At 55.3% G+C, this 17,140-nt stretch carries 16 protein-coding genes; 5 read left to right on the top strand and 11 right to left on the bottom strand.

Going from position 1 to position 17,140, the window contains the following annotated elements; translation table 11 throughout:
• Positions 1-150: 150 nt before the first annotated feature.
• From GS611_RS20875 to GS611_RS20855, 5 genes are read right to left on the bottom strand one after another with little or no spacing between them, the layout of a single operon-like run.
• Positions 151-909 (bottom strand): SDR family NAD(P)-dependent oxidoreductase, encoded by a 759-nt coding sequence (locus tag GS611_RS20875; RefSeq protein WP_170343551.1) that lies wholly within the window; start codon positions 907-909, stop codon positions 151-153.
• Between the two features lie 18 nt (positions 910-927).
• Positions 928-1,749, bottom strand: a complete 822-nt coding sequence (locus tag GS611_RS20870) for an ABC transporter permease (protein ID WP_171638633.1) — start codon at positions 1,747-1,749, stop codon at positions 928-930.
• A 7-nt stretch (positions 1,750-1,756) separates the two neighbouring features.
• Complete coding sequence (locus GS611_RS20865) at positions 1,757-2,608, bottom strand: ABC transporter permease (RefSeq protein WP_093962199.1); 852 nt, start codon at positions 2,606-2,608, stop codon at positions 1,757-1,759.
• Between the two features lie 38 nt (positions 2,609-2,646).
• A complete protein-coding gene (locus GS611_RS20860) occupies positions 2,647-3,810 on the bottom strand; it encodes a PotD/PotF family extracellular solute-binding protein (RefSeq protein ID WP_093962198.1) in 1,164 nt (387 codons plus the stop codon).
• A 34-nt stretch (positions 3,811-3,844) separates the two neighbouring features.
• Positions 3,845-4,945 (bottom strand): ABC transporter ATP-binding protein, encoded by a 1,101-nt coding sequence (locus tag GS611_RS20855; protein WP_253285158.1) that lies wholly within the window; start codon positions 4,943-4,945, stop codon positions 3,845-3,847.
• Between the two features lie 153 nt (positions 4,946-5,098).
• On the opposite strand from GS611_RS20855, the gene GS611_RS20850 reads away from it, so the two are divergent.
• Positions 5,099-5,866, top strand: coding sequence for a helix-turn-helix transcriptional regulator (locus GS611_RS20850; protein WP_348539544.1), 768 nt, complete (start codon positions 5,099-5,101; stop codon positions 5,864-5,866).
• A 253-nt stretch (positions 5,867-6,119) separates the two neighbouring features.
• Complete coding sequence (locus GS611_RS20845; RefSeq protein WP_058283652.1) at positions 6,120-6,323, top strand: hypothetical protein; 204 nt, start codon at positions 6,120-6,122, stop codon at positions 6,321-6,323.
• 394 nt (positions 6,324-6,717) lie between these two features.
• Here the strand turns inward: GS611_RS20845 and GS611_RS20840 are convergent, their stop codons facing one another.
• Positions 6,718-7,647: a LysR family transcriptional regulator gene (locus tag GS611_RS20840; RefSeq protein ID WP_171638632.1), complete on the bottom strand. Its 930-nt coding sequence runs from the start codon at positions 7,645-7,647 to the stop codon at positions 6,718-6,720.
• Between the two features lie 90 nt (positions 7,648-7,737).
• On the opposite strand from GS611_RS20840, the gene GS611_RS20835 reads away from it, so the two are divergent.
• A complete protein-coding gene (locus tag GS611_RS20835) occupies positions 7,738-8,466 on the top strand; it encodes a pirin family protein (RefSeq protein ID WP_171638631.1) in 729 nt (242 codons plus the stop codon).
• 18 nt (positions 8,467-8,484) lie between these two features.
• Positions 8,485-9,075, top strand: coding sequence for an isochorismatase family protein (locus GS611_RS20830; protein WP_171638630.1), 591 nt, complete (start codon positions 8,485-8,487; stop codon positions 9,073-9,075).
• A 259-nt stretch (positions 9,076-9,334) separates the two neighbouring features.
• Here the strand turns inward: GS611_RS20830 and GS611_RS20825 are convergent, their stop codons facing one another.
• Positions 9,335-10,750, bottom strand: coding sequence for an aspartate aminotransferase family protein (locus GS611_RS20825; RefSeq protein ID WP_371732313.1), 1,416 nt, complete (start codon positions 10,748-10,750; stop codon positions 9,335-9,337).
• A 225-nt stretch (positions 10,751-10,975) separates the two neighbouring features.
• Positions 10,976-11,890: an NAD(P)-dependent oxidoreductase gene (locus GS611_RS20820; RefSeq protein ID WP_371732312.1), complete on the bottom strand. Its 915-nt coding sequence runs from the start codon at positions 11,888-11,890 to the stop codon at positions 10,976-10,978.
• A 51-nt stretch (positions 11,891-11,941) separates the two neighbouring features.
• Between GS611_RS20820 and GS611_RS20815 the strand changes: the two genes are divergently transcribed.
• Positions 11,942-12,859: a LysR family transcriptional regulator gene (locus GS611_RS20815; protein WP_171638627.1), complete on the top strand. Its 918-nt coding sequence runs from the start codon at positions 11,942-11,944 to the stop codon at positions 12,857-12,859.
• 88 nt (positions 12,860-12,947) lie between these two features.
• On the opposite strand, the gene GS611_RS20810 is transcribed toward GS611_RS20815, so the two are convergent.
• From GS611_RS20810 to GS611_RS20800, 3 genes are all read right to left on the bottom strand, one after another.
• A complete protein-coding gene (locus tag GS611_RS20810) occupies positions 12,948-13,358 on the bottom strand; it encodes a nuclear transport factor 2 family protein (protein ID WP_171638626.1) in 411 nt (136 codons plus the stop codon).
• 318 nt (positions 13,359-13,676) lie between these two features.
• A complete protein-coding gene (locus GS611_RS20805) occupies positions 13,677-15,704 on the bottom strand; it encodes an FAD-dependent oxidoreductase (RefSeq protein ID WP_171638625.1) in 2,028 nt (675 codons plus the stop codon).
• A 266-nt stretch (positions 15,705-15,970) separates the two neighbouring features.
• On the bottom strand, positions 15,971-16,918 hold the full coding sequence (locus GS611_RS20800) for a DMT family transporter (protein WP_371732314.1): 948 nt from the start codon (positions 16,916-16,918) through the stop codon (positions 15,971-15,973).
• Positions 16,919-17,140: the final 222 nt, after the last annotated feature.

Genomic DNA, 17,140 nt, shown 5'->3' with positions numbered 1-17,140 from the left:
CCCAGAACGACAACCCGACGTTGACCGATGCAACATATCACAGGATGCTGCGCCGCATTTGAGGTCTGGAACGAGCCCAAAGCGGACTTAAATGTGCTCGCCAAAATGAACTGCGGCGATAGACATTCTCTTGAGCGGTCTAACCCATCACTAAATGCATTCACCGCCATCGATAACCAGGGCTTGCCCCGTCATAAAAGCGGATTCATCTGAAGCTAAATAGACGATCCCATGGCCAATCTCTTCAACTGTCGCCCATCGACTCATGGGGATCGCCTGCTCGATGTAGCTTTCCAGTTTGGCACGGCCTCCCATCTGCTTTTCGAAGCCTGCATTGAAAGGGGTGTCTACAAATCCTGGACATAGGGCATTGAAACGGATTGCATGGACAGCGTAGTCGGCTGCCATCTGCCGGACCATCGCAACAGCAGCGTGCTTTGTAGTCGCATAGGCGATCATACCCCGGTCATATTGAACCCCAGAATTGGAGGCCGTGACGATCACGCTGCCTCCACCTTGTGATTTCATATGGGCGACGGCTGCACGCGCGGCAATGAAGTGAGCGCGGACATTCAATGCCCAAGAAGCATCCATTCCATCTGGTTCCACTTCTTCCAGCGTTCCTTCGATCTGCAACCCAGCGTGAGAGTGCAACACGTCAAGCCGACCGAAGTTTTTAACTGCTTCGTCTATGGTTCTGGTAAGGGCATCGTCATCGGTCACATCAAGCTGTATGGCAGATGCTTGATTTCCCTGCGCTACGATCGCGGCCACGGTGGCTTCAGCAAGGGTTGCATCGCGATCGGTTACCACAACATGCGCACCCTCTTGTGCCATTGCCATTGAACCCGCCCGACCAATTCCTGATCCCGCGCCCGTCACGAGCGCGACCTTACCTGCAAGCCGCATGTCACTTGGCTCCTTTATTTAATTATTCGATTTTGAGGCGCCTCGGCGCAAAAGCAGCTGCGCTGCTACGAGCAACAAGAGCGACGCGCCCATAACCATAGTGCCGATGGCATTGATCTCGGGTGTTACGCCGCGCCGGATGGATGAGAATATGTAGATTGGCAGGGTTGTTTCTGAGCCAGCTACGAAGAACGCGATGATGAAATCATCAAATGAGAAAGTGAAGCTGAGCAGGAAGCCTGCCAAAATTGCCGGTGCTATCAACGGCAGGGTCACCTGTCGAAAGGTGTCCCAGGGCGTCGCAAAGAGGTCAGCCGAAGCTTCCATGAGCGCGCGGTCCATACCCGATAGCCTTGCACGTACGATGATTATGACCAGCGCCATTGTGAACATGGTGTGTGCGGCGACAAGCGTGGGCATCCCCATGGAAAGTTGCGGGGGATTTGCTCCATCGGGCCATAGGCTTGCAAGAAGCGGGTTTAGCCAGCCGAATACGGTGACCAGGGCAATGAGTGTCGCGATGCCGATGACGATACCGGGTATCATTATTGCAATATAAATCATCGCATCAAACAAAGTTCGGAGCCATCCCTTAACCCCTTGTAAAGCGATGGCCGCCATGGTTCCGAGAGTGGATGCGAGGCAAGCAGTTATGAATGCCGCAAGCAGACTGGTCTCGAGCGCGTCCATTACAAATGGGTTGTTCAGCGCTTTACCATACCATTGGGTCGAGAACCCCATGAACTGGCTTGCGTGTCGTCCGGCATTAAAGCTGAAAAGCGCGATGATGCCGATTGGAATATAGAGAAAAAGGTAGACGCAAATCGCGTATAAGCGCATCGGACCCTCACATCAGCGAGACATCTTCGCGCTGGCCACCCAGGCGCGAGATGAATTTCATGTAAATTGAGACAGTGACAAGCATTACGACAACCAGAGTCATTGCGACCGCCGATCCGTACGCCCAGTTCCGAGACTGCAGGAACAGGTCCACCAGCGCATTTCCGACGAAAAAGACCTTTCCGCCGCCCAAGATCGCTGGGATCAGAAACTCGCCCATCAGCAAGATGAAGACCAGCATGCAGCCAGTTGCGATACCAGGTACCGACAAAGGAAGTGTCACCTGACGGAACGTACGCCATGGGGTAGAGCCGAGATCAGCCGATGCTTCCAGAAGGCGTTTATCCAGTTTGTCTAAGCTTACAAAAATCGGGAAAACCATCAGAGGTAGATACCCATAGACAATCCCGACAAGCACAGCGAACGGCGTATTTATCAGGCGGATATCATCGATGCCGATCGACTCCAGTAAAGCGGGCAAGCCACGCCCCCCAAGGATGAAAATCCAAGCGTATGACCGGATCAGGATCGATGTCCAGAACGGCACGATCACTAGGATCAACAGCGAAGTTCTCCACTTTGGTGAACAACGCACCGCAAGAAAGTAGGCGAGCGGGTAGGCAATTACCAACGCAGCGATAGTCCCCAGAGGTGCAAGGATCAAAGTGTTCTTAAACGCCGTCCATCGCGCAGGAAGGTTGGCATATTGTTCCAACGTGAACGCTGGAACGTAGCCTCCGGCGGCACCCCGTTCGCCAAAGGAAAAGACGAAGACGACCAGCAGAGGAAGGGCTAGCATTACCAAAAGCCATATTCCTGCTGGAGCCAGCAACAGTGCTTTTCTGCCTCGTTCGGTCATTTTGTCCTCGTCTTTTCCGATATTGGCGGCCTTGCCGCTTAGGCCGACTTGAAGCGGGCGAGCAACTCGGCACGGTTTGGATCGGTTAGTGTAGCCGCCGCGCCGAACTCGAGTGCATTCAGAAGGTCAGCTGCCGGATAAAGGATCGGATCTTCCAGTAGTTCCTTCGGCAGCAACGCATTGGTGCGAGCATCAGCCGATGGATAGCCGTGAGCGAGGACTTCTTTCGCATTAACTTCCGGGTTCAGCAGGAAGTCGATCAAGGCATAAGCGGCATCCATATGGGGTGCGCCCTTAGGAATAGCGTAGTAGTCGGACCAGAGCTCACCGCCCTCAGTTCCCAGAACGTAGGCGATTTCAGGCATGTCGACATTCATCTGCTTGCCGTCACCTGTCCAGCACATCGTCATCCAGGCGTCACCGTTACGCATCGGTGGCTGATAATCCGACGAGATTGCAAACAGATGCGGTTTGGCATCCAGCAACAATTTCTCGGCATCCGCCAGTTCCTTCTCATCGACCGAGTTGAAGGAGTAGCCGAAGTATTTCAGGGCATTACCGATGGTGGTGAGTTGGTAATCATGCACCATTGTCCGGCCTGAGTAACCTTCCATAGTAAGGTCCCAGAACTCTTTCCATGTGGTTGGAGTCGGAGCGCCGTCAAGCTTGCTGGTGTTCACTGCAAAGCCAGTCGTGCCCCAGTTTTTTGGCACCGCGTAAAGCTGGCCATCGACAGAACCGGCATCGGAAAAGCGCTGTTCGAATGAACCTGCGTCGTAGTTTGGCAGTTTGGACGTATCGAGCGGGATGATCAGATCTTCACCCACATACGTAGTGATCGTGTAGTTGGTTGGAACGAAAACGTCCCAGCCAGACCCTCCAGCCTGTAGTTTTGCCAACATCTCTTCGTTCGAGCCAAAAACATTGACCTGAACATGGGCGCCAGTGGCTTCCGTGAAGGCTTCGAAGTTCATCTCGTCATGGTAGTTCGGCCATGTGGCGAGGATCACTCGGTCGCCAATGTCCCCGGCAGCAAATGCCGGGCGTGGACGCAACCCAGGAATGGCCGTGCCCAGAACGGCCGTTGCCATCCCAAGACCTGTCACGCCTAAGAAATGTCGCCGTGTAACCGAACCCTTTTGGTACCGGCGAAGCTCTTCCATGAACTTTTGCTTGGAAATAGTCCCATTATCCTTGGTCATTGTGAACCTCTCTGTTGTTGGATTGCGGGATTTGTTATTTTTCCAGGATCAGCAGTGCGCCTTCGCCCCATGAAACAAAGACCTGCTCTCCTGCATTGAACGTCCCCTCGTTCAATTCCGCTTGCCTTGGCACAAGTACGTGGAAATCACCCAGTGCTTCGTTGCGCGCAAGGTATTCTGTGTGCTCCCCAAGGAAGATCCGATTTTGAATGGTAACTGGCAGAGCGATTTCAGCTGTGGGTAGCGCGCGGGTCAGCGTGATCTGTTCAGGACGGATACTAACGCACACTTCCTGCCCTGCATCTATTGGAATCTCCGGAGTTCCGCGCACCTTTTGGCCACTCGCTAAACGCACAGTGATTTGGTCGGCTGCTGAGTCAGTCACAGTTGCATCAAAGAAATTTGAGGTGCCTACAAATCCAGCCACGTAGCGGCTGCGGGGCATGTCATAGAGTTCGCGTGGGCTGCCAACCTGCACAATACTGCCGCCTTCCATCACACAAATTCGGTCGGACATTGAAAGCGCTTCTTCTTGGTCGTGCGTGACGAGGACAAAAGTTATTCCCAGTTGTCGTTGCAGGTTCTGCAGTTCAAACTGCATTTCTTTTCGAAGCTTTCGATCCAGAGCAGCCATTGGTTCATCAAGCAGCAAAAGCTTGGGCTCGTTTACGATCGCACGCGCCAAAGCGACGCGTTGCTGCTGACCACCAGACATCTCCCAGATGCGACGTGGGCCAAACCCACCAAGACGGACAGTTTCCAGCGCTTGCTCAACCTTTGTCGCGATTGTTTGTTTGTCTACGCGTGGTCGTTGTTGGCGCAGGCCGTACGCGATGTTGTCGAACACGCTTAGGTGAGGAAAAAGAGCATAGTGCTGAAACACCATGTTGACTGGGCGATGGTGCGCATCCAAGTCGTTGACGACTTCTCCATCGAGCAACACCTGACCTTCGGTTGGCTTCTCGAAACCTGCCAACATTCTAAGCGCAGTGGTTTTGCCGCAACCAGATGGGCCTAAGAACGACAGGAACTCTCCTTTCCCAATGGAAAGATTCAGGTCTTTGGCGGCGACCACATTCCCGAAGGTCTTGGTCACTCCTCGGAGTTCCGCAATCGTCTGCATGGTGACGCTCATGTCAAAGCTCATATACTGCCGTTTTCCTTTTGCTTGATTTTTTGGCATTTGTTGGCATACCACTCAAACAAGGAAAAAGTAACAATAACTCGGAATAACTGTATATACCACAATTGGGGTATAGAGGTGCTTTTCGAAAATCTGGAGCGGCGCGTGTACGATTGGATGGAAGAGGCCGGCAGGGTCGTGGAGAAGATCGGAACCCCAGAATTTCCATGTGCTTTGGCAGATGGCTTGCGGCAGGTCGCACCATTCGATTTTACGGTGGTGTTTGGCCATGTCGGAACCGAAGCGCCTATAGACCTTCACGACGATTTTCCCAAAAGCAAACGGCGTATTTTTGTTGAGGACTACCAAGCAGGGCCCTACGTACTTGATCCATTTTTTTTGGCCGCGACAAAACCGATAACACCGGGTCTGTACCGCATGCGCGATATCGCACCGGACAGGTTCTATCAGGGCGAATACTATCGCAGCTATTACAAAAGGACTGGGTTAGCAGAGGAGATTGGCTACTTTATCGATATCCCGAGCACTGGGATGGTTGTGGTCTCGCTCATGCGATCAGTGAAGCCTTTTTCAGCCAAGGAAATTCGTCATTTGCACGCTCTATGGCCGCTCGTTCGGGCAGCCTGTTGCAAACATTGGAGTGACTTTCCAACACTGGCCCGCGGCGCCGCAGCGAATGGCGTTAGTCGTCGCGTCGATCTTGCTTTCCAGGCATTTGGCGATGGCGTTCTGACACCACGAGAACGCGAAGTCGTTGAGTTCACGTTGAAGGGCCATTCGGCAGAAGCTGTCGGCACAATTCTCGGCATCTCTCCAGGCACAGTCCGCATCCACAGACGCAACATTTACGCGAAACTTAGGATCAATTCGCAGGGTGAGCTTTTTTCAAAGTTCATTGAAAAGGCACTTTAAAAGGTTCCTTGAACACCCACTTTATCCGTTTTGCCGACCTTGCTACCTTGTGACCCGGAAAACACCAAACATTTGGACGGCACTGTCTGATAGCCAAGGAACCCAAAGGGAGAGGGTTGGGACGCCCGGGACCCATGTTGGGCTAAATTAATACCCGAAAACGCTTTCGGGCCATTGTCTATCTAACCGGATCAGCCGTTTTAAAAAATCAGCCGTTTTAAAAATGGCGTCAAGATACGAAAGGCAAAATTTCATGGACGCACCAGTTATCCAGTTGATTTTTATGCTCATCTTGCTGGTTGTCGTGATCTGGCTTTATATCCTGCCGATCACGATGGCAGGGCGGCGCAACCGGTCTGGTTTGATCTGGTTCCTGATCGGTCTGGTTGGATCACCCCTTTTGGCTATTCTTTTGCTGCTGGCTCTGGGTGATGCACCCGAACAACCAACAACCTAATTTTGGGACGATACCATCTGACACTCAAAAGGGCTTAACCGGAGGGTATCTGGACGCTCGTGAGCCATAACGTCCTGCTCAGCATGCAATAAGGGTGCCAATTGAGACACTATACTTCCGGAAGTAAAGACAACTAATCCTTCTCACTCTTCACAACCGTGTACTGTAAACCCAAGGTCGGCCGATTTGATTGGAGAACCACAGACCGCTTTGTCCGCTCTGCGGTCGCTTGATCCAACCTGGATCGTGCTCTCGCAGCGAAAGTCGGGTCTGACGGGCCGCACTGCAGCGATCAGGACTTGTGCTCAATGTCCGGAACGGACCGTTCCTATCGGCTGACTTGGAGGGAGGCAGGCCTAATCGCCACGGTGCCAAACCGAGCTTTGGTAAGCTGTTAGACTTTCTCGTATTGAAGCTCTGTCCCCAGGAAGCCATTTTTGCCGCATGCATCCAGGATATGGCGCCGTACCGCCGCAACCTGGGGAGCAGCCAAACGTTCAGGACGGCAAAGCAAAGTCAGTGCCACTGGATCGGCAGACCAGTCAGGGATCAGGCGCACGAGATTGCCAGCTTGAATATGCACCTCTGTCAGTAAGGACGGGAGCAGTGCTGCTCCTTGCCCGGCAAGGACAGCTGCAAATGCAAGCTCCATCGAATTGACGCGCAGGCCGATCGTCGGCTCGATGATCTCCTGTTGCCCTTCCTTATTTCGAAACGCCCATTTGCCGGATTCTTGGGTGCGCAATACACAGGGCAACCTGGCCAAATCAACAGGCCGGGAGAGACGGGGCATCCTTTCTGCAAAGGCCGGGCTGGCAAGAGGCGCGCGCTGCGCGGACGGCAGGGCAGCCGAAATATATCGCCTTTTATCTGCAGGGCCGGTTCTGAAGGACAGATCTATGTCCTCTGCCGCAAAATCCGATTTTGAATCATCGGCATGCAATTCAAGTTCAATAGCCGGGTAGCGGGACCGAAGGCCTGCCAGAAGCGGGACAAGCACGGTGCAAAGAAGACTGTTGGGTCCTGAGACTGACACCCGTCCTGCAATCTTCCCGCTTCGGGCGAAGCCAAGCTGCGCCTCGGCCTCAAGCGCTGCATCCACCGGGCCGACGCAAATCTCGAAAATCCTGCGCCCAGCCGCGGTCAGGGCCACCGCCCGCCCAGACCGGTCCAGCAGGACCAGCCCCAATTCGGCTTCAAACAGCGCAAGCTTTTGGCTGATCGCGGATTTCGTGGTGTTCAGCTCCGCAGCTGCCGCACTCATCGACCCGGCGCGCACAGTGGCCACCAGGGCCTTGGCGCAGGAATAGAATCTATCGTTCATAAATTCGAACAGTAGTTAACAAACGGGTCATTTTCCAGAACGAATGAGATCCCTAAATTCTGTCTCAGCGAACAGGCCAGGAGATGAGAAATGCAGACAGAGATGGTCTATCACCCCGCCGAGACCCGTGAGTTCAAGGACTTCGGCTTCATGCAGGCGCATCTGTCGTTCAAGCCGCACCTTGCAGAAGGGCGCCGGCGGTTCGGCCCGCTGATCACAATTGACGACGGCACGCTTGCACCGGACGCCCGAGGCTTTGGCCTGCATCCGCATCGGGATGTCGAAGTCGTCACCTTCATGGTCAGCGGAGAGGTTTCGCATGTCGATCCGGTGGTGCCCGTTCACAACGGTACTGTGAAGGCGAAAGGCCTTCAGGTGATCACCGCCGGCACAGGCATCCTTCACAACGAGGTGAACAACTCGCGGACGAAGCCGATGCGTGCGCTGCAAATCTGGTTCGAGCCGCTGGCCAGAGGCCTGGCACCGGCTTATTCCAGCAAGGAGCTGGAAACCGCGGACCACAGCAACCGGTTCCAGCTGGTGCTGTCGCCAGACGGCGCCGAGGACTCACTTGTCGTGCAGCAGGAGGTGCGCCTGAGTTACGGCAACTTCGACCGCCGCAGCGTGCTGAACTTCAGCCCGTCCAGCCCTGACCGCAGCCTCTACATCTTTATGATCGAAGGCGAGGCAACTGCTGCCGGCCGCGCCCTCAGGAAAGGGGATGGGCTGGGACTGCTCCGTGCCGGGGACGTCGCGGTTGAGGCTGCAGCCGGCGCTGAGCTCCTGATCTTCGAACTGCCCGCATCCGAAATCTCTTAACCAGGAAAGGACATCAACATGACTTCCAAAAAAGTGACCCCCGACAACGCAGCCATTGTTCTTATTGACCATCAGGTTGGCACCATGAACTGGGCAAAGTCCGTTGACCGCGATCTGATCGAAGCCAACACACGGGCCCTGGCGCGGACGGCGGCGGCGCTTGGCATGCCGCTGGTGCTGACTTCCAGCATGGAAGACAACATGCAGGGGCCGCTGATGCCCGCGCTGGAAGAGATTGCGCCGGATGCCTTCGCCGCACGGATCAAGCGCCCTGGCGTGGTGAACTGCTGGGATGACAGCGCCTTTGCCGCTGCCTGCCGCAACACCGGGCGCAGGTATTTCATCATGGCAGGCATAACCACTGACGTGTGTCTTGCCCCGCCTGCGATCAGTGCCGCCGAAGAAGGCTTTGCCGTGACCGCAGTGGTTGATGCTTCCGGTTCTCCCACTGCGCTGACGGATGAGATGGCGTTCCGCAAAATGGAGCGAGGCGGTGTCGAGCTCACCACAACCAGCGCGCTGCTTGCAGAACTTGCGGTCAATTGGGCCAGCGAGGCCGGACAGAAAATCATGCAGATCCTCGGCGAGGAAATCCTGAGCCGCGGATAGGCTCTCCGCCCCATTGAGAGTAATGCAGGAGCGGCCGCCTCATTCATGGGGCGGCCATTGTGCTTCGCAGGTGTTGCCAACTTCGAGAAAAAGCTCCCGATCAGGCATTTAAAGGAGCTTGAAAACGGCTGCTATGGGTCGGCTGCGCAGGTGGTGCCATGCGGGGTCGAAGGGGTTGTTCGCAGTGACACCGAATGGCTCATTCGAGCCCATTGAAGCTCATTAATGCTTGACTGCAGCAATAAAATTTCTGGCCAAATCAGGGAACGCCAGCAGCACAAAGACGATAAGCTTCAATGATCTCGGATGACAGAAGATCAGTATCCTCTTCCCTCATATCGTATCCGATTACAGAGACTCGAATGATCTTCCGACCCGCCCATTCGCCGTGGGTGGGGTATACCTTTCCATTGTCTTGAACGCGCTGCAGGACCCGCATGGTCAGATCGTCGCCATCTGGCCCCTCGCCGCAGCAAATAGCGACCTGATTGCTGTGGATCTGGTTCAGAACTGTCAGGCCGGGCTCGTTCGAAACCGTTCGGGCAATTCGCTCCGCCAGCCGGCAATGGCGTGCTACCAGTTCGCAAACTCCCGTCCGGCCAAGGTGCCGAAGTATCGCATAGCTCGGGACACCTCTTGCACGCCGGGAGAGTTCCGGCGTTGAATCACTTGGTTCCCAATGCTCTGTTGTTTCCGGGAGATAGGCGCCGCGGGCAGACATTGACGCAACGAGCGGCGCCCGGTCGCGCACGAAAACCATGCCAGCATCGAATGGAGCATTAAGCCACTTGTGCAGGTCAATCGCCCAACTGTCCGCTTCAGCAACCCCCTCCAACCGGTTTGCCAGTTCGGGTACAGCAGCGAGCCAGAGCCCGAAAGCACCATCCACATGAACCCAGCCGTTCAGCTCGCGCACCATTGGTATGAGCTCGGCAAACTGATCAAAGGCGCCGGTGTTTATTTGACCTGCCTGCAGGATAACAAGCGGCGGGCTGCTGCAGCTGTCCAGAGCAGCCCGGAACGCATCCGGCTTTATCCTCCCTTCGCCGTCCGCCGCGACGATGTTTGTCCGGCCCGCGCCAAAGCCAGCATAGCGCAGGGCAGCGAATGGGGCGGAATGCGCATCCTGCCCAATCAATACAGAAATCTCGGGTGCAGAAAACAGCCCGTCAGCTTCAACATCCCACCCCTGGGCAGCCAGCAGCGCATTGCGTGCGGCCATAACGCCAACCATGTTTGCCACTGTGCCGCCTGTGACAAGACCGGCACCGCTTTTGGAAGGCAGTGACAGCAACTCAATAACCCAATTGCAAACAGCACGTTCCATTGCGGTTATCGCGGGGGTTTTAAAAGATGAGCCCGCGTTCTGACCCCAGGCTGATACCAGAATGTCGGCAGCTACACCGACGGGATGCGACGCGCCGAGGACATAGCCGAAGAAGGTCGGCCCCGCCATTTTGTGCAGACCGCCTTCAGAAAGTTGCACGATGTCCCCAATTACCTCACTTTCCGGCGCCCCCGTTCGAGGAAGAGGGCCCAAAAAGCGGCTGGCAGCTTCACCAAGTCCCAAGACAGGCCGGGCCGGCCCATTTGGCAGTTCCTCGCGGTAGGTTTTGGCTGCCTTGAAGGCTGCCTCTAAAGCTTGCGCCTGCCCTTCACTCAAACCTCGCCGCACTAGTCTCACCTCAAATACCCGCTACCAGAATACTATCCGTGGGAAGGTAGCATGGATTGCACCGGAATGCCTTTGTTTGCATGTGGCCAAAGAGCGTCTCGTCCCGGCCTAGGCATTGGTTGGATGGAAATGCTGCATCTGGTTGCTAATGGCCGCTTTGGGGAGGCCGCACTGCGGCGACGGGAACCCTGACAAATGGCAGGTGAGGGCCGGAGCCTTTTTGCATTATGTACCCGCCATATGCTGGACCAGTGAGGTCAATTGTCTGTCGCCATAGCCATCGACCCAAGCCGTTTTGGTGCGGTCATGCATCAACTGGATGAACTCGGCTGGGGCTTTCACAGACTGGAAAGTCTTCAGCGCATCCTCCTGCGCCAATGCGTAGACTTTCAACGAGGCTTCGGCCTTATCGTAATCTTCGGTCGGAACAGTTCTGGCAAAGAGATCATGGTAGTCATTGACCAATTTGATCGTGGCAGGGAGTTGATCGGCATAAACCTGCATCGGGATGCCCGCTTTTTGGCAGACAAGTGCACCGTAGATCATTCCGAACATGAACCCCTGTCGAACCGTGAAGAGGCCGGCAAAGAGCGCGGCAAGTGCCGCTGGTTTCTCTCCAACATGGGCGGACTTTCCACCCAATTCTCTGATGATGCTGCCATAGCGGTCCCAGGTTCCGGCGCTGCCCACCGTGAGGATTGTGGTTTCGTCACCGCCAACGCCGGAAGGGTAGGCGTTGATCATGCCCAGCATGTAGCCAGCTCCCTGACCCTCCAGGATGGCGACAAGGCTATCAGCATCCGAGGTATCGCCCGTGCTCATGTCGCAGATGGTCTTACCCTTAAGCGAAACACTCAGCCCGTTGACCAGTTCAACAGTTTCCTTGTGGCTCTTGATACAGATGATAGCAAATTCAGACGCCGCAATGGCATCATCCGGTGAAGAGCTGATCGTGGCTCCAGCCTCAGCAAAAACCTCTGCCTTTTCCGACGTACGGTTCCAAACGCTGACATCGTGGCCTGCCTTGAGCAGGCAATTTGCCAACGCTGAACCCATATTACCCAGTCCCAATACAGCAAGTTGCATGATGTACGCCTCCAATGTCCGCCAGTAACTTCCTGCAGCAGCATGCGGCGGCATCGGGGGAACGCATAGTTGTAAATTCTTCTATATTGTTAGATAATTTTACTTATGGATTGGCGTACGCTTCCCTCGCTGACATCTCTCAGAGCCTTCACCGCCGCAGCCGAGTATCGAAATCTGACCAGGGCGGCAGAGGCACTGAACGTGACTCATTCCGCAGTTAGCCAGCAAATCCACGGGCTCGAACAACATCTCGGCACCCGGCTTATCACTCGTACGCGGCACGGAATTTCACTGACATCCCAAGGCGAATTCCTGTCGGCTGGCCTGATTAAATCCTTCGCCGAAATGGCCTCCGCGACCGAAAGCGTTTCGAGTGCACAGACGGTTCGGCCGTTGGTGGTCAGCGCGACTCCGATGTTCTCAAGCGCGTTCCTGATGCAGCGTCTGTCGACGTTCATTGACGAATTCCCCAATATCGAATTGAGGATCGATTCAACGATCCAGGCTGTCGACCTCAAGCCGGGTGGAATTGATATGGCTATCCGATACGGAACAGGTCGCTGGCCAGGGCTTGTCTCGCAGATGCTGCTCCCCGGCTGCCTGACGGTCGTCGCGTCCCGCGAACTGATCGGAAACCGTGTGCTCAAGAATCCTGCAGAATTGCTTGATTTCACTCTTCTTCAGGAACAGGCATCGGTCGAATTTGACCTATGGTTGGAAAAGGTCGGAATTCCGCTCGAAGCCGACCGGAGAGTTGTCCGCATGCCGGGCAACATGTTGCTGGATGGCATCCGCCGGGGTGACGGTATCGGAGCGACGGTCCCGGCCTTTATCTCTGACGAGTTGAAATCAGGTCAACTCGTCGCGCTGTTTGATGATCCAATTCCGCAGATCGGCTACTACCTTGTCACGCTGCCTGGTCCGGTTCGGCCAGCGGCAAAGCTGTTCATGCAGTGGCTCTCGAATTCAACTACCGAATATGAGAAAAGCCTTTTCCGATGGACGCCCTCGCACTTGCTATAGGCAGTAAAGAGCACTGACCAGAGTCAAACTGGGTCTGACTTGCCGTATACGACTGCGCGTACAGTGCGCGAATTGGCGCCGGATATGGTCAAGCTCCCGCAACTTGGCGTTTATAATCCACACCATCGTACCAACCGAGCGATTTGGTGACGTTCAGGTTGTCGTCTAAGTCCCATTCTTCCCAGCCCGAGAAACGAACATGGTTACCAGTTTCTTTATGATGGCCTTCGAAATGATGGCCTTCGAAAGTCCACGCATAGACCATGTGGTGATCGGCGACGAGAACCGTGTCGAGGCTAAGAACGAGGTCAGGGAAGTCAGCCATAAATCCCGCCGCCATGTCGCCAATCTCGCTCCGACCCTTCATTGGGTCGCCACCGTTCATTATCATGATTGTATGTTCAGCATATCTTCCGGCGACATCGCCGGGCGCCCGGTTTGTCCAAGCAGCGCAATGATCTTGAGCTATGCGGCGGGCGGTTTGTACATCAGGCGTCATCTATATCTACATGTCCTAAAAATCGCGAAAATACATGGTTGCAGAAACGTTAATCGGGTCTCTAAAAGCAATCAAGTTTGCTTAACAGCGCTTCTCAACGATGGCAGGTTTGTTCGCCTCACGGCCATCCGCTCATTGAAATTGCCGCGCTTTGAACGAACGGCAGTTCTCGGAAAGCCGATGGGTGGACTCCGTGAGATATCTAATGTCGGCTGTGGGCCGCCCTAAACCTGTGAGCGCGGGTGTTTCCCTGTCATTCGCTGCTCCAAAACTGATGATCTGCTCCCATCTTTGATCGGCAGGTGAGCATAGTTTCTTTCAGACCGCAGCACATACCCGCAAGGCATCGAGAATTGCGGCGTGCATATTGCGGCTTGTAACTGCGTCGCCAATGCGGGCCAAATAGAATTGACTGCACTGATTGGTGTCAACGAATGGAAACCCTCCGTCAATGAGCGCCTTGTGTTCAACCTGCCCATGATTGCGCGAGATTGGTTTGAGGTCGAGATAGAGTTCGGCCATCGGAGACAGACCATGTTCGACAACTACGTGATCAACAAGACGTTCTGTGACATTCCTCGTCAACACATGACGAAGGCTGGCGCGAACTCGGTCATCTTCGCGCACCAGGGAGGCGAGCTCCTGCAGGCAGGTAAAGGTAACTCCATTGGCGGCCAGATCGCGTAAGGCGACGGCAGAGGTCGTTGGGCCAAGGTCATACAGAATTGCCCGGTCCGGGGTCACGAGATTGACACTGCAACCATTGCCTGCCAGCGCATCGGCCGTGACGGCCGCAGGGTGGCCTCCAACCTCGTCGAACAACAGCACCTCGCCCGAGACACGTGCCTCACCAGACAACATCTCCCAGCTGGAGATCGTCAGATCACCACCGGGAATGGCCAAAGGTTCGGGCCAGCCGCCTGTCGCAATAATCACGACATCGGGGGCTTCGGACAGCACGTCATTGGCCTCGGCATAGGTGTTCAAGCGGATATCGACGCCAAGCACCGTCACCTCGGAAATCAACCAGTCAGCGACTCCCCAGACCTGTCTGCGCGTTTTCCCTTTAGAGGCCAGAACCAACTGCCCGCCCAGCCGATCCGATGCCTCGAACAGCACGACTTCGTGACCGCGCAGGGCGCAGACCCGTGCGGCCTCCAGTCCGCCGGGCCCGCCGCCGACGACAAAAACTTTCTTTCGGGTGTCGCTGTGGGCGATGATATGAGGCAAGGTCTGCTCACGCCCCGTGGCGGCATTGTGTCCGCAAACGGCAGGTTTGCCCTGATTGACCCGGTCCACGCAGTAGCCCAAGCCGACACAGGGGCGGATGCGTTCTTCTCCTCCACGCGCGAGTTTTTCTACCAGATAGGGATCTGCCATCTGTGCGCGGGTCATGCCCACCAAATCGACGAAGCCACCAGTGACTGCGTGGCGGGCCGTGGCAATATCTGCAATCCCTCCCGCGTGCAGGATCGGCAGATCCACGGCATCACGGATGCGTCCGGCCACTGTGATATGTGGGGCCGCCGGCAGGCCCATGGGGCGCACCCATTCGGCCAAGCCCAGGTCATCGTAGGGCGCGCCGGCAAGAATGTTGAGCAAGTCGACATGGCCGGATTTTTCCAGCATCCGGGCGACGGCAATGCAATCTTCGGCGCTCAGCCCTCCTTCGGTCAGTTCATCGCCGGTGATGCGCATCGACAGGATGAACTCAGAACCAACTTCAGCACGTACTGCGTCAAGAACTTGCAGGGTCAGACGCATTCGGTTTTCCAACACCCCACCATATTCATCGTCCCGCTGATTGGTCAGCGGGGACAGGAACTGCCCCAGAAGATGTGAGTGGGACAGAATCTCGATCCCGTCAAACCCACCCAGCTGACAACGTCGCGCAGCAGATACGAAATTACCGATCACGCGGTCGATGTCTTCTTGCTCCATCACTTTTGGAAAGGCGCGGTGAGCGCGTTCGCGGATACAGGAAGGGGCCAGAACCGGCAACCAATGCCCATCATCCCAGGCTGTGCGGCGCCCCATATGGGTGATCTGACACATGATGGCGGCACCATGTTCATGAACACCATCCGTCAGTTTCCGGAACCATGGAATGATACTGTCATCGCCGGCATAGAGCTGGCCGAACACCGATGGGCTATCAGGGGCGATATTGGTTGACCCGCCGACCACGGTCAGGGCAACCCCGCCCTTTGCCTTTTCCTCGTGATACAACCTGTAGCGGTCCCGGGGATGGCCATCTTCGACAAAATTCGGCGCATGGGACGTGCTGACGATGCGGTTGCGCAAAGTCAGGTGTTTCAATTGAAACGGATCGAGTAGGTGCGCCACTTTCGTGCCCCTTCGGCCAAATCTGCTGTTTGAAAACTGTCCAGGGTCGGCTCCGCTGGTCAGTTTCAACACCTGATAAGTTTGGTTGTCGAAAGCACTTTACTTGGGAAGCTATGCGTAAGAATTCACTGCTTCCGACACTGCTATATGAAAAGGCGACCCGACCAGGAAATCCAATGGTGGAACACCCTTTGAGCAGAGAAGGGAACCTGGCAGGGGCCGCTCGATCCGTCAAAGTCTTCAGCAGGCCGCGAGCGTGTGTAATCTTAGATTGGAGGTGCCGCATGCTCTGTGACTATCTGTCTGGCGACAACCCTTTCGCGATGTATCATGTACAGCCCTGCACTAATGATGACGGCAATACCAATCAGGCTCAGTGTGTTCGGAAAGTCATTGAAGACAAGGTAGCCAAACAAGGTTGCTACTGGCAGCTCAAAATACTGCAAAGGAGCCAATGTGGCAGACGGGGCAAACGACAGCGCATAGGTCATCATCATGTGGCTCACCGTCGCAAAAAACCCAGCTCCCAGAAGCCACAACAACGCGATGTTTGTCGGCCAAATGGGATCGAACAGCTCGGAGCCAGAACCTTGGGCAACAATAAGCATTGGAATGCAAAACAGACTGGCAATCAGGCCAGTGTGGAACTGTAGGGCCACGGGGTGCATCCGACGCGACAAGCCCCGCGTAACAAGAATGTAGAAAGCGAATGCAACTGCTGTACCAAGCGGAATTATTGCAACCGCGCCGAAAGCCGCGAAACTGGGTTGGATGACGAACAATACGCCGACAAACCCCACAAGAGCTGCCCCGACGCGACGAGGACCGACATCTTCACCAAGGTAAAACTTGCCGACCAGCAAGACAATGAACGGTGCCACAAACACGATGGCAAGGGCATCAGCAAGCGGCATCACTCGGATAGCCGTAATGAAACAAAAAGTCGCGAACAACAAGAGTAAGGAGCGGAATACGAGTACCATCAAATCACCCCGCGCCACACGCAATGACAGTCCCATAATCCAGACAAACGGCGCCATCAACGTGCACTGCACCACAAAGCGAGCAGCCGTAATCTGCCCAACTGGCACACTGGTCGATGCGAGTTTCGCAGCTACATCCAGCAAAGGAGCAGTCAGGCAAAATCCCAGCATCAGTGCAACACCGACAAGGATGCGATCTGTTGATTGAGGTATGGAATTAGGGGTGGTCATCCCATCATGTAGAAATATCGCCAATTGCGTGTCTGTTCTCAATGCGACGCCAGGCAAAAGTCCCGATATTCCCGTGTTCAATCTGAGTTGAAATTTGCACCCGCAGCGAATGGCAGCTTCAACGGGCCGCACCGCGGCAACATAGGTAGTGGATCAACGGCAGGTGTGGGCCGCCCCATGTAGGCGGCCCAACTTCACTAGATTTCAATGGCTTCAGCGATG

The sequence above is a fragment of the Ruegeria sp. HKCCD6119 genome, assembly GCF_013110585.1.
Classification (GTDB): domain Bacteria; phylum Pseudomonadota; class Alphaproteobacteria; order Rhodobacterales; family Rhodobacteraceae; genus Ruegeria.
This window is presented reverse-complemented; position numbering and strand designations above follow the sequence as displayed.

Bases quoted from the DNA above. Each gene is read 5' to 3' on its own strand.
- GS611_RS20875 (WP_170343551.1), bottom strand. From the start codon at position 909: ATGCGGCTTGCAGGTAAGGTCGCGCTCGTGACGGGCGCGGGATCAGGA.
- GS611_RS20870 (WP_171638633.1), bottom strand. From the start codon at position 1,749: ATGCGCTTATACGCGATTTGCGTCTACCTTTTTCTCTATATTCCAATC.
- GS611_RS20865 (WP_093962199.1), bottom strand. From the start codon at position 2,608: ATGACCGAACGAGGCAGAAAAGCACTGTTGCTGGCTCCAGCAGGAATA.
- GS611_RS20860 (WP_093962198.1), bottom strand. From the start codon at position 3,810: ATGACCAAGGATAATGGGACTATTTCCAAGCAAAAGTTCATGGAAGAG.
- GS611_RS20855 (WP_253285158.1), bottom strand. From the start codon at position 4,945: ATGAGCGTCACCATGCAGACGATTGCGGAACTCCGAGGAGTGACCAAG.
- GS611_RS20845 (WP_058283652.1), top strand. From the start codon at position 6,120: ATGGACGCACCAGTTATCCAGTTGATTTTTATGCTCATCTTGCTGGTT.
- GS611_RS20840 (WP_171638632.1), bottom strand. From the start codon at position 7,647: ATGAACGATAGATTCTATTCCTGCGCCAAGGCCCTGGTGGCCACTGTG.
- GS611_RS20835 (WP_171638631.1), top strand. From the start codon at position 7,738: ATGCAGACAGAGATGGTCTATCACCCCGCCGAGACCCGTGAGTTCAAG.
- GS611_RS20830 (WP_171638630.1), top strand. From the start codon at position 8,485: ATGACTTCCAAAAAAGTGACCCCCGACAACGCAGCCATTGTTCTTATT.
- GS611_RS20820 (WP_371732312.1), bottom strand. From the start codon at position 11,890: ATGCCGCCGCATGCTGCTGCAGGAAGTTACTGGCGGACATTGGAGGCG.
- GS611_RS20815 (WP_171638627.1), top strand. From the start codon at position 11,942: ATGGATTGGCGTACGCTTCCCTCGCTGACATCTCTCAGAGCCTTCACC.
- GS611_RS20810 (WP_171638626.1), bottom strand. From the start codon at position 13,358: ATGACGCCTGATGTACAAACCGCCCGCCGCATAGCTCAAGATCATTGC.
- GS611_RS20800 (WP_371732314.1), bottom strand. From the start codon at position 16,918: ATGACCACCCCTAATTCCATACCTCAATCAACAGATCGCATCCTTGTC.